At 28.9% G+C, this 13,882-nt stretch carries 16 protein-coding genes; 6 read left to right on the plus strand and 10 right to left on the minus strand.

Annotated features, from left to right (window positions below; genetic code table 11):
• Positions 1-34 precede the first annotated feature (34 nt).
• From fabV to DS884_RS15170, 5 genes are read right to left on the minus strand one after another with little or no spacing between them, the layout of a single operon-like run.
• Positions 35-1,222 carry an enoyl-ACP reductase FabV gene (gene fabV, locus DS884_RS15150; RefSeq protein ID WP_113787350.1) on the minus strand — a complete coding sequence of 396 codons (1,188 nt, stop codon included), beginning with the start codon at positions 1,220-1,222 and terminating at the stop codon, positions 35-37.
• Between the two features lie 19 nt (positions 1,223-1,241).
• Positions 1,242-1,610: a glyoxalase gene (locus DS884_RS15155; protein ID WP_113787351.1), complete on the minus strand. Its 369-nt coding sequence runs from the start codon at positions 1,608-1,610 to the stop codon at positions 1,242-1,244.
• Complete coding sequence (locus DS884_RS15160; protein ID WP_093871609.1) at positions 1,603-2,550, minus strand: phosphoribosylaminoimidazolesuccinocarboxamide synthase; 948 nt, start codon at positions 2,548-2,550, stop codon at positions 1,603-1,605. The genes DS884_RS15155 and DS884_RS15160 overlap by 8 nt, the downstream gene beginning before the upstream one ends.
• 40 nt (positions 2,551-2,590) lie before the next feature.
• Positions 2,591-3,190, minus strand: a complete 600-nt coding sequence (locus DS884_RS15165; RefSeq protein WP_093871610.1) for a hypothetical protein — start codon at positions 3,188-3,190, stop codon at positions 2,591-2,593.
• 1 nt (position 3,191) lies between these two features.
• Entirely contained in the window at positions 3,192-4,142 is a 951-nt protein-coding gene (locus tag DS884_RS15170) for a PhoH family protein (RefSeq protein WP_093871611.1), read from the minus strand.
• Positions 4,143-4,262: 120 nt separating this feature from the next.
• Here DS884_RS15170 and DS884_RS15175 point away from each other — a divergent pair, with 120 nt between their 5' ends.
• From DS884_RS15175 to gldG, 5 genes are read left to right on the plus strand one after another with little or no spacing between them, the layout of a single operon-like run.
• On the plus strand, positions 4,263-5,129 hold the full coding sequence (locus tag DS884_RS15175) for an S-adenosyl-l-methionine hydroxide adenosyltransferase family protein (RefSeq protein WP_113787352.1): 867 nt from the start codon (positions 4,263-4,265) through the stop codon (positions 5,127-5,129).
• 2 nt (positions 5,130-5,131) lie between these two features.
• Positions 5,132-5,428 carry a putative quinol monooxygenase gene (locus DS884_RS15180; protein WP_113787353.1) on the plus strand — a complete coding sequence of 99 codons (297 nt, stop codon included), beginning with the start codon at positions 5,132-5,134 and terminating at the stop codon, positions 5,426-5,428.
• Positions 5,428-5,970 (plus strand): GNAT family N-acetyltransferase, encoded by a 543-nt coding sequence (locus DS884_RS15185; protein ID WP_113787354.1) that lies wholly within the window; start codon positions 5,428-5,430, stop codon positions 5,968-5,970. Before DS884_RS15180 ends, DS884_RS15185 begins: the two co-directional genes overlap by 1 nt.
• Positions 5,964-6,683, plus strand: a complete 720-nt coding sequence (gene gldF, locus DS884_RS15190) for a gliding motility-associated ABC transporter permease subunit GldF (RefSeq protein ID WP_113787355.1) — start codon at positions 5,964-5,966, stop codon at positions 6,681-6,683. Before DS884_RS15185 ends, gldF begins: the two co-directional genes overlap by 7 nt.
• Entirely contained in the window at positions 6,676-8,316 is a 1,641-nt protein-coding gene (gene gldG / locus DS884_RS15195; protein ID WP_113787356.1) for a gliding motility-associated ABC transporter substrate-binding protein GldG, read from the plus strand. Before gldF ends, gldG begins: the two co-directional genes overlap by 8 nt.
• Here gldG and DS884_RS15200 read toward each other — a convergent pair.
• Positions 8,313-9,071: an NAD(P)-binding domain-containing protein gene (locus tag DS884_RS15200; RefSeq protein ID WP_113787357.1), complete on the minus strand. Its 759-nt coding sequence runs from the start codon at positions 9,069-9,071 to the stop codon at positions 8,313-8,315. The genes gldG and DS884_RS15200 overlap by 4 nt on opposite strands.
• Positions 9,058-9,723, minus strand: a complete 666-nt coding sequence (locus tag DS884_RS15205) for an aquaporin (protein WP_113787358.1) — start codon at positions 9,721-9,723, stop codon at positions 9,058-9,060. Before DS884_RS15205 ends, DS884_RS15200 begins: the two co-directional genes overlap by 14 nt.
• A gap of 102 nt (positions 9,724-9,825) precedes the next feature.
• On the opposite strand from DS884_RS15205, the gene DS884_RS15210 reads away from it, so the two are divergent.
• Positions 9,826-10,668 carry a DUF2911 domain-containing protein gene (locus tag DS884_RS15210; RefSeq protein WP_113787359.1) on the plus strand — a complete coding sequence of 281 codons (843 nt, stop codon included), beginning with the start codon at positions 9,826-9,828 and terminating at the stop codon, positions 10,666-10,668.
• A 90-nt stretch (positions 10,669-10,758) separates the two neighbouring features.
• Here the strand turns inward: DS884_RS15210 and DS884_RS15215 are convergent, their stop codons facing one another.
• The 3 genes from DS884_RS15215 to DS884_RS15225 all read right to left on the minus strand — a co-directional run bounded on the left by DS884_RS15215 (position 10,759) and on the right by DS884_RS15225 (position 13,882).
• The gene (locus DS884_RS15215; protein ID WP_113787360.1) at positions 10,759-11,226 is read right to left on the minus strand and encodes a GNAT family N-acetyltransferase; all 468 of its coding nucleotides are present in this window, start codon (positions 11,224-11,226) and stop codon (positions 10,759-10,761) included.
• On the minus strand, positions 11,213-13,018 hold the full coding sequence (locus tag DS884_RS15220) for a sodium:solute symporter (protein WP_113787361.1): 1,806 nt from the start codon (positions 13,016-13,018) through the stop codon (positions 11,213-11,215). Before DS884_RS15220 ends, DS884_RS15215 begins: the two co-directional genes overlap by 14 nt.
• A 120-nt stretch (positions 13,019-13,138) precedes the next feature.
• Positions 13,139-13,882 (minus strand): DUF6503 family protein, encoded by a 744-nt coding sequence (locus DS884_RS15225; protein ID WP_113787362.1) that lies wholly within the window; start codon positions 13,880-13,882, stop codon positions 13,139-13,141.

A 13,882-nucleotide genomic window follows, 5' to 3' on the forward strand; every position in this document is an offset into this window, starting at 1 on the left:
ATCTATGAGGTTTTTATTTATCTATATTTTTTATCTATGAAATACTAGGCACTTTTACTACTTCATTTACATCTGCATTATAATCAACTCCTTCAACTTTAAATCCGAATAAATTAAAGAAATCATTACTATACCCTTCTAAATCTCCTATTTCTGATAAGTTTTCAGAAGTTGCTGTTTTCCATAATTCAGCGATTTCAGATTGAACATCTTCTCGCATTTCCCAATCATCAATACGAATTCTACCTTTATCATCTAGAGCTATATCTCCTCCATATAGTCTTTCACTATATAAACGTTGAATTTGCTCAATACAACCTTCATGAATTCCTTTTTCTTTCATTACTTTAAACAACAATGAAATATATAATGGAATTACTGGAATAGCAGAACTAGCCTGTGTTACTAAAGCCTTATTTACAGAAACATAAGCTTTACCTCCTATAGATTTTAAATCATCTGAAATTGTAAAAGCAGTTGCTTCTAAATGATCTTTAGCAGCTCCAATTGTACCTTTTCTATAAACAGCCTCTGTTAAAGATGGCCCTATATATGAATAGGCTACTGTTGTTGCTCCTTCAGATAATAAGTTTTCTGCTTTTAAAGCATCCATCCACATTTTCCAATCTTCTCCTCCCATTACAGTTACTGTATTTTCAATATCATCACCCTCAGCTGGCTTTATAGATATTTCAGATACCTTACCTGTATGGAAATCTACTGTTTTATTTGAAAACTCTCCACCTATCGGTTTTAATACCGATTTAAATCTTTTTCCACTAACTGGATGTGTTCTTACCGGAGATGCTAAACTATAAATAACCAAATCAATTTGACCTAAATCTTCTTTTATCAAATTAATAACTTCTTCTTTTATTTCATTTGAAAAAGCATCTCCATTTATACTTTTTGCATACAAACCGGCAGCATGGGCTTCTTTTTCAAAAGCTGCTGTATTATAAAACCCTGGTGAACCTGGTCTACCTTCAGTTCCTGGCTTATCAAAAAACACTCCAATTGTAGCTGCATCTGATCCAAATGCACTTGTTATTCTTGACGCTAAACCAAAACCAGTTGAAGAACCTATTACTAATACTTTTTTAGCTCCTTCTATTTTACCTTTTGACTTTATATATTCAATTTGATTTTTTACATTCTCCTCACAACCTGATGGGTGTGATGTTAAACAAATAAACCCTCTTGTTCTTGGTTCTATAATCATTATTGTTTGTTTTAAAATTTTATATTTCTGATTGGTTATCTTTTATTCTTTGACCAATCATTGTTAAAATTCGTTTGTTTACTTCTGAATCATTTTCTTTATAAAACTCAAATTCTTTTACTGTAAATTGACCAATAATTAAACCTAATAACTGATTTCTTAAAGTTATATTTTTTCTAGTTATTGTATTTACTGTATTATTGAACTTTTCTCTTTTTATGTTTAAAATATCTATTTTTTGTTTAGCACAAAAAAACATAAATAGTTCTACTATTAATTCATTTTGTAATTTTAAGATTGGACGTACAGTTCTATTTTGAAAATCTTCAATAGGAATTGATGATGACAAATTTAAAACGGGTCTAATACTTATTTTTTTACTATCCATTTAAGAAATCAACTACATTATCATTTATACGCTTTAATACATTATCTGTATTTGCTTTGATAAAAGTTTCTCCAGTAATTTGCTCAAATAACTCTATATATCTATTAGATATTTCAATAATTTTATCATCTGACATTTCAGGAATTTGTTGTCCTTCTTTTCCTTGAAAACCATTTTCAATTAACCATTGACGTACAAATTCTTTAGATAATTGCTTTTGCTTTTCACCTTTTTCTTGACGCTCAGCATACCCTTCTTCATAAAAATAACGAGATGAATCTGGAGTATGAATTTCATCAATCAGTACAATTTTTCCTTCTTTAGTTTTTCCAAATTCATATTTAGTATCAACTAATATCAATCCACGTTTTTTAGCTATTTCAGTACCTCTTTGAAATAATTTACGTGTATAATCTTCTAATACTAAATAATCTTCTTCAGAAACAATTCCTTTAGCTAAAATATCTTCTCTTGAAATATCTTCGTCATGTTCTCCATTATCAGCTTTTGTAGAAGGTGTTATAATTGCTGAAGGAAACTTATCGTTTTCTTTCATCCCTTCAGGCATATCTACACCACAAAGTGTTCTTTTACCAGTGTTATATTCACGAGCTGCATGACCTGACAAATATCCTCGGATTACCATTTCAACCTTAAAAGGTTCACATAAATGACCAACAGCTACATTTTCATCAGGGTTTGCTATCAACCAGTTTGGAACAATATCCGCAGTATCATTCATCATTTTAGTTGCAATCTGATTCAATATTTGCCCTTTAAAAGGAATTTGACGTGGTAAAATAACATCAAATGCTGATAATCTATCTGAAGCTATCATCACTAATAAATCATTATTAATGTTGTATACCTCTCTTACTTTACCTTTATAAACTGCTTTTTGATTAGGAAACTGAAAACTAGTTTCGTTAATTGTATTCATTATAGTTATTGTTGTGTTGTAGTGTGCAAATGTAAGTTTTTTACTTTTCTTTTTTTATTCTTTTTATTTGTTTAATATTATCTAAAATTGGTGTTGCAGTTACAACACTATCTTTTTCTTCCACATAAAAGATATAAGCACTGTTCTGACCTATTTTCTTAACCTTTAATTTACTATTATCTTTAAAAATTAATAAGCAATCACTTTTAAATTTAATATTGGTCAATTTCTTTTTATAATTAATTCCTGCACCTAATCTAAACCCTAAAAGTAAAGCAAACAAAAAGTACAAAACAACAAATACAAAACCACTTTTCTTACTTACCTTAATTCCTTTTTTATTAGCATCTTCTTTATATAATTTACGATACCATTTTTTATCTTTATTTTTTTCATGAATTTTAGGAAATCTAACAATCCAGAAAAAGGTTAATAACATAAAAAAAATAAAAACTCCAAATAACAATTTATTATTAATTAATAAGGAAATAGGAGAAAAAAGAGCATCTAAAATAGATACATATTCTAAATAATTAATATCTAAAAACCCATAAAAAATCGCTTCAGAAACAAGACCTAAAACAACTAAAAATAAGTATCCTAAAGATAAATGTTCTTGAAAACTTAATTTATTTAACATCTTATTCTGTTTCTATACTTTTATAAGCCTTAATAATTTTCTTTATTAAACGATGACGTACAACATCTTTATCATCTAGGTATACTTGCGCTATTCCATTAATATCTTTTAAAGCCAATAATGCTTGCTTTAAACCTGATATCTGCTTACGGGGTAAATCTATTTGTCCAGGATCTCCAGTAATAATAAACTTAGCATGCACTCCCATTCTTGTTAAAAACATTTTCATTTGGGCATGTGTAGTATTTTGTGCTTCATCTAATATAACAAAAGCATTATCTAATGTTCTTCCACGCATAAAGGCCAAAGGTGCAATTTGAATTATTCCTTTTTCTAAATGAGACTCTAATCGTTCATGCGGAATCATATCCCTTAATGCATCATATAACGGTTGCATATAAGGGTCTAGTTTCTCTTTTAAATCACCTGGAAGAAATCCTAAATTCTCACCAGATTCTACCGCTGGTCTTGTTAAAATTATTCTACGAACTTCTTTCTCCTTTAATGCTCTAACAGCTAATGCTACTGCTGTATACGTTTTTCCTGTTCCTGCTGGACCAACAGCAAACAACATGTCATTTTTCGTCATTAACGAAACCATTTTACGTTGATTTTCTGTTTGAGCTTTAATTTGTTTACCACTAACTCCATGTACCAATACATCAGATACTTTTCCTGACTGTGGCTTATCTTCTTTTCCTGTAGAGGTTATTAAACGTTCTATAACATTTTCATCAAGTTTGTTATACTTCATATAGTATTTGATTAGCATACCAACACGCTTTTCAAATTCATCTAAAATTTCGGGTTCTCCATAAATTTTTAATTTATTTCCTCTAGCAACAATTTTTATTTTTGGGAAGTATGTTTTTAATTGACTTATGGTGCTGTTTTGAGCTCCAAAAAAGTCGTTTGGATTAATTTCTGTTAATTCAATAATACGTTCGTTCAAATGATATAAGTTTTAATATTATTCACACTAAAAATAATGATTATTTTTATTGAATTGCTTAGTTTTGCTATAATTTTCAATATAATTTTTCACAATTTAATTAACAAGTAACTAATATTAATGTCTCTTATTACATTAACTACTGATTTTGGAACTAAAGACCACTTTGTAGGGGCTGTAAAAGGAGCTATTTATTCAGAGCTACCAAATGCTATTATAGTAGATATAACTCACGACATATCTCCTTTTAACATTACTGAAACTGCATATATTTTAAAAAATGCTTACAAGAGTTTCCCTGACAACACCATACATATTATTGGTGTAGATTCAGAGCTAAGTATTGATAATAAACATATAGCTATTGAATTAGATAATCAGTTTTTTATTTGTCCTGATAATGGATTAATTTCCATGATTGCATCAGAAGTAAACCCTACTCGAATTGTTGAAATAAACATCCATAATCATACAAATAGTAGCTTTCCTGTTTTAGATATATTTGTTAAAGTAGCTTCACATATTGCTCGTGGTGGTAATTTAAATGTTATAGGTAAAGAAATTTCAAACTATAAAAAGATTACTGAAATTCAACCAAAAGTAAATCAACAACAAACTATTATTAAAGGTGGTGTTATTTATATTGATAATTATGGTAATGCAATTACAAATATTAATAAGAAGTTATTTAGCTCAATTGGTAAGGGGCGTAACTTTATTATAAACGCTAGTAGGTATCAATTTAAAAAAGTACTTAATGGTTATAATGAAATTGTTGACTATACATTACCTGAAGAAAAAAGACAATATGATGGAGACAAGCTAGCTCTTTTTAATTCAGCTGACTTTCTTGAAATTGCTATTTATAGAAGTAACTTAAAAACTGTTGGAGGAGCCTCTACCCTACTTGGTTTAAAGTATCGAGATACTATTACTATTGAATTTGAAGATATTGTTAAGCCTGAATTTGTAACAATAAACCAATAATTATGTTTGTACGTATTGTGAAAATGAGTTTCCACTCAGAAAAAACTGAAGAATTTCTTGCTAATTTTAATGAAAAGAAAGAATACATACGAAAATCATCAGGTTGTCGTTTATTAGAGTTGTATAGAGACAAAACGAACCCTAATATATTTTTTACCTATAGTTACTGGGAAACAGAAGAAGATTTAGAAAATTACAGAAACTCTGAACTGTTTAAAGGAGTTTGGGCAAAAACTAAAATTCTTTTTAATGATAAACCAGTTGCATGGAGTGTTGATAAATTAGCATCTTTGCTTTAATGAAAGAATTATTTAATCCTTTTCCTATTTTAAAAACCGAACGTTTAGTTTTAAGGAAGCTTGTTGATAGTGATCAAAAAGCTACTTTTGAGATACGTTCTAACAAAGAAGTAAATAAATTTATTGACAGACCTGTTCCTAAAAGGATTTCGGATATAGAAGACTTTATAAAAATGATTGACCAATTAATTAACGCCAACAAAGGTGTGTATTGGGCTATTGAGTACAATAATATTTTAATAGGCTCTATTGGGTTGCGTCATTTTAATGAAGTCTTTACATATGCCGAAGTTGGATATGAATTACATACTGATTTTCAAGGAAAAGGCTTTATGAGTGAAGCTTTAAAAGAAGTTTTAAACTATGGTTTCAACAAACTCCTTTTAAATGAAATTGAAGCTTATACGCACAAAAAAAACAAGAACTCTATAAGCTTATTAAAGAAACATAATTTTAACATTCGATCTGAAAAAAAAGATGTAGATTTTGAAAATAATATTATTTTAGGATTAATAAAAACAGATTATAATCATATATGTTAGCCATACTTAAAAAAGAATTTAACTCATTTTTTTCCTCACCCATAGCTTATTTAGTTATTGGTGTATTTTTACTTGTAAACGGATTGTTTTTATGGGTGTTTAATGACAATTTAAATATTTTAAATGCTGGCTTTGCTGATCTTAACAGCTTTTTTTACTTGGCTCCCTGGTTACTATTGTTTTTAATTCCTGCTATCACCATGAAAAGTTTTGCAGATGAATTTAGCAACGGAACTATTGAAATATTAAAAACAAGACCTTTGACAGACTGGCAAATTGTACTTGGAAAATTCTTTGCTTCTTTATTATTAGTTAGTATTGCTTTAATACCTACAATAACGTATGTATACACAATTCACAACCTAGGCAAACCTATTGGTAATATCGATATGGGTAGCACACTAGGTTCCTATATTGGAATATTCTTTTTAGCAGCTACATACACTTCAATTGGTTTATTTACCTCAACACTTTCAAAAAATCAAATAGTAGCTTTTATCATAAGTGTATTTATCACTTTTATTTTATTTTTTGGGTTTGAATCTATAAGTAGTTCTATAGGAAAATCTGGATACACGCTAAAACAATTCGGAATTAATGAACACTATAAAAGTATTAGTCGCGGTGTAATAGACACTCGTGATATTATTTACTTTATTTGTGTTACTTTTTTCTTTTTATTCATTACTAAACAACAATTAAAAAATGAGTAAAAAAATTCAACACATACTATTCGTTTTTATAGGTATATTAGTTATAAACTATATAAGTAAAAGTGTATATAAACGTTTTGACATCACTCACAACAAACGTTATTCTTTATCAAAAGTAAGTACAACACTAATCAATAAATTTGAAAATCCTTTATTAATAAATGTATATTTAGAAGGTAATTTTCCTTCAGAATTTAAACGTTTACAAATAGAAACTCGTCAGTTTTTAGAAGAGCTACAAGCTGAAAACTCAAACATACGATTTCGTTTTATTAATCCTGATAATATCAGAGAGGAACTTATTAAAAAAGGAATGCTTCCTAGCAGACTAACTGTTGATGAAAATGGAAACTTATCTGAAGCTATTATTTTTCCTTGGGCTGAAATAAGTTATGGTAACAAAACAGAATTAGTTTCTTTATTACCAGATTCAGCTTTAAAAACTCAAGAAGCTCAATTACAAAATGCTATTGAAAAACTAGAATATTCGTTTGCTAGTGCTTTTAGTTTAATTTCTAAAAAAGCTAAACAAAAAATAGCTGTTATTTCTGGAAATGGAGAATTGAGTGATATGTATTTGTATAGTATTCTATCTAAACTGAAAAACAAATACAGACTTGCTAAATTCACATTAGACAGTACCGAAAATAATCCTCAAAAAACATTAACTGATTTAACTAAATACGACTTAGCTTTTATAGCTAAACCTACTCAACGTTTTACTGAAAAAGAAAAATTAGTTTTAGATCAATACATTAATAATGGAGGTAGAAGTTTATGGATGGTAGACACAAACTATGCTGACACTGATAGTTTATACAATGAAGGTAAAATGTTAGCTTTTCCTCGTGATTTAAATTTAACCGACTTACTTTTTAGCTACCAAGTTAGAATTAACAATAAACTTATTCAAGATTTATATAGCGCTAAAATCCCGCTAGCTACAGGAAACATAGGTAATCAAGCACAATTTCAACATCTCAATTGGTTTTATCACCCATTAGTTAATGGAAACCCTAATCATCCAATCACAAAAAACATTGCACCAGTTCGTTTTCAATTTACCACTCAAATTGACACTTTAAAAGGAAATATTAAAAAAACACCTTTATTTATATCATCAGTACTAACAAAAAAAATTGGTACACCTAATTTTGTTGAACTACAAAGTATTAGTAAACAACCAAAACAGAATGAATATAATGGTGGTCCACAATTATTAGCTGTTTTATTAGAAGGGAAATTTACTTCTGCTTATAAAAATCGTGTCAAACCATTTAACACTCCAAGCTTTTCTTCTGATACCAAAGAAAATAAAATGATTGTGATAGCAGATGGTGATATCGCTAAAAATCAACTTTTAAAAGGAAAACCTTATGATTTATCAAAAGACAAATGGACAGGTGCATATTACGGAAACAAAGAGTTTTTATTAAATGCCGTTGATTACTTATTAGATGACACAGGACTCATTCAACTTAGAAATAAAACTATCCAAATTAATCTTTTAGATAAACAAAGAGCCTATACAGAAAAACGTTTTTGGCAATTTTTAAACATTGGAATTCCACTTATACTATTAACATTTTTTGGTTTTTCTTTTAATTATTGGAGAAAGAAAAAATATAGTTAAATACTCAATAAGTTATCATGAGTAAAAGTATATTTTAATACTTTTTGTATTTTTTCTGAATTTATAATTTTGTACTGTAAAGGCATAGAGTTATCAAAAACTGGTGGCTCTTTTCCCAATATCTTTCTTGCATTTTTATAAAATTCTTCACGAGTTGGATGATGATTTGAACAAACATTAAATACCTCACCAAAGGCATCTTGAATTATCACCTCCTTTATAACTGATATACAATCGTCTTGATGTACCATATTCACAAAACCTTTAGAGTATGGTATTGCTTTGTTTTTAAACCAATTTCCTGGTTGCCTATCATAACCAAAAAGACCTGCAAATCGAATAATAGTAGTTTTAAAACTTCTGTTTTTTAAAAATAGCCCCTCTATTTCAACTAAAGGAGAATTAACAGTTTTATCTTCTTCAGTCATTTCTTTATTTAAACTAGGATACACAGAAGTAGAACTAATAAACAACACCTTTTTCACAGGTGATTTCTCTATCCTTGAAATCAAATTACTAAAGTCTTCTATATTTTTAGAGGTAATAGCTATAATTAGAATTTCAGAATTTAAAAAATCACTAATATCATTATCTAAAGAAATATCTACTAAAAAAGGAATGATTTTTAAAGCTCTAAAAACATCCATTTTTTGTTCAGAAGTAGTTGACCCTTTTACTCCGTATCCATTATTTATTAAATCAATTGCTAATGGTTTTCCTAACCATCCGCATCCCAAAATACTAACACGCTCCATCACAACAACTATCGTCTTTTACCAATTTGCATGAAACTACTGCTAGTAATGCACCTAAGATTGGTGCTAAAATATATAACCATAAATGCTCAAAATGTCCAGATACTATAGCAGGAGCTATAGAACGAACTGGGTTCATAGATGCTTTAGTCATAGGACCTGCAAACATAGCTTCTAATAAAACCACTCCTCCAATTGCTATACCGGCCATTACTCCTACTTCTTTACTTCCTGTAGAAACATTAATAATCGTAAGCATTAAAAAGAACGTTAATAATAGCTCTAATACAAAAGCTCTCCAAGGCTCTAAAACAGGTATTGTTGCTCCATAATATTCACTATCTGGAAATATAATCCATAATAGTATACTTGCCAATAAAGCCCCCAATAATTGAGCTATAATATACTTAGGAACTTCTTTCCATGAAAACTTTTTAGCATACGCAAAAGCAATAGTTACCGCTGGATTAAAATGTGCTCCTGAAATTTCTCCAAAAGCATAAATCATAGCCATTACTATCAACCCCCAAGTTATTGCAACACCAACATGAGTTAAATCAGTTCCACCGGTTATTTCGTTTACAGTCATTGCTCCTGTTCCACAAAAAACAAGTGAAAACGTACCTATTAATTCAGAAATATATTTTTTCATGACTGCAAATATACGCTTCGTTATTTTAAGCTTTTGTTAACATTTTCCATTTATTTTCGTTGTAATTTTAGCAAACTAATTAAAAACAAACCCATTCATATCATGAAAAAAATATTATTAAGTTTGTTTGTTGTGGCTTTATCAACAAACATAAATGCTCAAGTAAAAACTCCAGCTCCGAGTCCTTCTTCAAAACTTGAACAAAAAGTAGGTTTATCTGATGTTTCTGTAGAGTATTCTAGACCAGGAATGAGAGGTAGAACTATTTTTGGAGACTTAGTTCCTTATGGTAAATTATGGAGAACTGGTGCTAATGCTAATACAAAAGTTACATTTAGTGATAATGTTACTATTGACGGAAAAGAATTAAAAAAAGGTACCTATGCACTATACACTAAACCAGGTAAAACTTCTTGGGAAGTGATTTTTTATGCTGACTCTAATAATTGGGGAACTCCTCAAAAGTGGGACGATAAAAAAGCTGCGCTTACAACTACTGCTAAAGTAGTGCCAATGCCAATGAAAATAGAATCATTTACAATTACTATTGATGATCTTACTAACAATTCTGCAGTTTTAGGTATGTTATGGGAAAACGTTTATGTAGGTGTTAAATTTAATACTCCTACTGACAAAGGTGTTGAAGCTAGTATTGCTAAAGTTATGCAAGGTCCTAGTGCTGGTGACTATTTTTCTTCTGCTGTATATTACTTACAAGAAGGTAAAGATATAAACAAAGCTAGAACATGGATTAACAAAGCAATCGATATGACTAAAGATCAACCTCGTTTTTGGTATTTACGTCAACAATCATTAATCTTAGCAAAAGCAGGAGATAAAAAAGGAGCTATTAAAGCTGCTAAAGCTTCTTTAGCTGGTGCTGAAAAAAGAGGGAATGCTGACTATATTAAAATGAACAAAGACTTTTTAGCTAAAATGAAATAATTTCATTTTAAAACAATAAAAAAGCCTGGAAATTTAATTATTTCCAGGCTTTTTTATTTGTTAACTTTAATTAATTTTCTTGATACTTAATTACAATACATTTCTTAAATCAACTCGCATGTTTAACAAATTCTTTTTAAAACCTGCTTTTTCATAAGCTTTAATAGCCCCTATATTTTCAGTATAAACATCAAGCCGTACTTCATGAATTTTTTTTGACTTAATCCAGTCAAATAAAGTCTGTACAACAATTTTATTTATTCCTCTTCCTCTATGTGATGGAATTGTATACATAAAACCTAAATAAGCAAACTTATCAAACTTGAAATATTTTTTTGGAGTTACAATACTTGCATAACCTGAACTTACAGGCATATCATTATCAACAACTACTATCACTTCAATATCATCAGCTAAAATCATTGCTTTAATGTTATAATAAGATATTTTTTCTTCCTTTAAAGTTACATCAAAAGGACGTTCAGCCTTAATTATCTCTTGTTCAAACTCTAATAACACTGGTAAATCTTCCAATGTTGCTTTTCTAGTCGTTATCATTTATAAATATATTCTTATCTAATATTTGAATTAAAACAGCTATTAACATTACCAATCCGCAACCTAAAGCGTTTAACCACAAATATGGTAACCAATCTAGATACCATACAGTAACAATCAATATTTGAGTTATAATCGCAGCTATAAACACTGCATTTCCTTTTACAGCTTTTATAAAAAAGGCTAACAAAAACACTCCTAAAACATTCCCATAAAATATAGAACCGATAATATTTACCAATTGTATAAGGTTATCAAATAAATTAGCTACACAGGCTACTATAATAGCTAAAATACCCCAACCTAAAGTAAACCATTTAGACATTTTTACATAATGAGCATCAGAATATTCTTTAGTAACATTTCTTTTATATAAATCCATCGCTGTTGTTGAAGCTAAGGCATTTAATTCAGAGGCTGTAGACGACATAGCAGCTGATAATATTACAGCTAACAATAAACCAATTAATCCTTTTGGTAAATTATTTAATATGAATTGAATAAATACATAATCCTTATCATTGGTTTCTTTGTGCTTAGCTGCATCCTTATAAAGATCTTTTAACTCATTAGTTAAAAGATCATGTTCTACCTTTGATTTATATTCATTTCTATTAACTTTTTTAGATAACTTTTCATATTTAAAGGCATAAGCTGAGTCCACTAATTTTCTTATTAAAAATTGAGTTTGTAAACGGTAAGATTCTTGTTTTAAATTTAATACGGATAATTTTTTCTTTAATTCTAAATCACTTGAAACAATCATTCTTTCACTTAGCTTTTTCTTTTCTAAAAAAAGAAGTTTATTTCTGTTTTCAATATCCCTATACTCTTTAGAATATTTTGACTCTAATAATTTATTAATCGATTTCTCATTAAAATTTAATGGAGAACTATTAAACTGGTAAAATACAAATACCATTACCCCAACCAACAAAATAAAAAACTGCATAGGCACTTTTAACAATCCGTTAAAAATTAATCCTAACTGACTTTCTCTTACTGATTTCCCAGATAAATACCTTTGAACCTGACTTTGATCAGTTCCAAAATACGAAAGCATTAAAAATGTTCCTCCTAAAATACCTGTCCAAACTGTATATCTATTATTTAAATCCCAAGAAAAATCTAGCACTTTCATTTTATCACTTGCACCGGCTATTTCAAGAGCTTTTGTAAACGTTATTCCGTCTGGTAAGTAATCTAAAATAATATAAAAAGCAATAAACATCCCTGCAAAAATGACCCCCATCTGTTGCTTTTGAGTTACACTTACTGCTTTAGTTCCACCAGAAACTGTATAAATAATAACTAATAACCCAATTATTACGTTTAAAGTAATCAAATCCCAACCTAAAACAGCCGATAATATAATAGCAGGTGCAAAAATGGTAATTCCAGCTGCTAAACCTCTTTGAATAAGAAATAATATTGCTGTTAACGTTCTTGTTTTTTTATCAAATCGCCCTTCTAAAAACTCATAAGCAGTATATACTTTTAATTTATGGTAAATAGGAATAAAAACTAAACAGATAATTACCATTGCTATAGGTAACCCAAAATAAAATTGAACAAACCCCATTCCACTATGAAAAGCTTGTCCTGGTGTGGATAAAAAAGTTATCGCGCTTGCTTGTGTTGCCATTACTGACAACCCAATGGTCCACCATTTACTATCATTGCCCCCTTTTATATACTCTTCAACATTTTTACTACCTTTAGTTTTCCATGCTCCATAAATTACAATAAACGCTAACGTTAACGAAAGAACTATCCAATCAATACTTTGCATACTCTAGTTATTAAAAATATTAGTAATTATATAAAACAGTACTAAGTACACTAAATTGGCTACTAAAACAAGTGTGTATTCACGTTTCCATGTATATTTTTGGGGACTCATAATATTATTTTATTGTTTTGGTTTTTCAAAAAAACTATCAGCTAATGGTGCTTTACTTAACAATGCTGAAGAAAATTGAGTAGGTTCTCTAGTAGGTTCTAGTGGATTACCTTCTTCATTTTTCTTGTACCAAGTTATTGATTTTGGCAATACTAAACCGTTAACATTTTCCCAATCATTATATCTAATAATATTAAATTTACTAGATGGTTTTTTAGAAAAATAAGTAACAGTGTACCCTAACCATTCCATTTGATATGTTTCTGGATGGTAATATATAAAATAATTATCATCAGGAGAAGTTCCTACATTTGCTTTATATGATATTTTTATACCTGGATAAGATACTCCCTCAAATTCTAGAGGTTTAGTTTCTGAATATGTTATTCCATCATCTGCCAATACAAAAGGCATTGCATAGAAATAAAAATACAAATTATAATAAAATTCAGGATTCCCTTTAAAAGCAGCAGAATCTTGTTCTTTCAACCAAACATTTTCTCCATCAAATCCTAATGAATATTTATCTGTACTCACAACTGCTTTTCTTGAATTTAATTCAGTGGTATGTTCTTCATTTTTTACAGCAAAAGATAATGTTTTATAGCTTTTCCAAACATCAATTCCTCCATGCTTTTCTATAACCTTATCTAAACTCTCTGGATAACTTTTTTTGATTTTTTGTTTTTTAACAGACTTATTACACGATATGAATACTACTAAAACTAGTATTACTAAAATTATTTTTTTCAT

Origin of the sequence: Tenacibaculum sp. E3R01, from assembly GCF_003318185.1 — a bacterium.
In the GTDB taxonomy this organism is placed as follows: domain Bacteria; phylum Bacteroidota; class Bacteroidia; order Flavobacteriales; family Flavobacteriaceae; genus Polaribacter; species Polaribacter halocynthiae.

Bases quoted from the DNA above. Each gene is read 5' to 3' on its own strand.
- fabV (WP_113787350.1), bottom strand. From the start codon at position 1,222: ATGATTATAGAACCAAGAACAAGAGGGTTTATTTGTTTAACATCACAC.
- DS884_RS15155 (WP_113787351.1), bottom strand. From the start codon at position 1,610: ATGGATAGTAAAAAAATAAGTATTAGACCCGTTTTAAATTTGTCATCA.
- DS884_RS15160 (WP_093871609.1), bottom strand. From the start codon at position 2,550: ATGAATACAATTAACGAAACTAGTTTTCAGTTTCCTAATCAAAAAGCA.
- DS884_RS15165 (WP_093871610.1), bottom strand. From the start codon at position 3,190: ATGTTAAATAAATTAAGTTTTCAAGAACATTTATCTTTAGGATACTTA.
- DS884_RS15175 (WP_113787352.1), top strand. From the start codon at position 4,263: ATGTCTCTTATTACATTAACTACTGATTTTGGAACTAAAGACCACTTT.
- DS884_RS15180 (WP_113787353.1), top strand. From the start codon at position 5,132: ATGTTTGTACGTATTGTGAAAATGAGTTTCCACTCAGAAAAAACTGAA.
- DS884_RS15185 (WP_113787354.1), top strand. From the start codon at position 5,428: ATGAAAGAATTATTTAATCCTTTTCCTATTTTAAAAACCGAACGTTTA.
- gldF (WP_113787355.1), top strand. From the start codon at position 5,964: ATGTTAGCCATACTTAAAAAAGAATTTAACTCATTTTTTTCCTCACCC.
- gldG (WP_113787356.1), top strand. From the start codon at position 6,676: ATGAGTAAAAAAATTCAACACATACTATTCGTTTTTATAGGTATATTA.
- DS884_RS15200 (WP_113787357.1), bottom strand. From the start codon at position 9,071: ATGGAGCGTGTTAGTATTTTGGGATGCGGATGGTTAGGAAAACCATTA.
- DS884_RS15205 (WP_113787358.1), bottom strand. From the start codon at position 9,723: ATGAAAAAATATATTTCTGAATTAATAGGTACGTTTTCACTTGTTTTT.
- DS884_RS15210 (WP_113787359.1), top strand. From the start codon at position 9,826: ATGAAAAAAATATTATTAAGTTTGTTTGTTGTGGCTTTATCAACAAAC.
- DS884_RS15215 (WP_113787360.1), bottom strand. From the start codon at position 11,226: ATGATAACGACTAGAAAAGCAACATTGGAAGATTTACCAGTGTTATTA.
- DS884_RS15220 (WP_113787361.1), bottom strand. From the start codon at position 13,018: ATGCAAAGTATTGATTGGATAGTTCTTTCGTTAACGTTAGCGTTTATT.
- DS884_RS15225 (WP_113787362.1), bottom strand. From the start codon at position 13,882: ATGAAAAAAATAATTTTAGTAATACTAGTTTTAGTAGTATTCATATCG.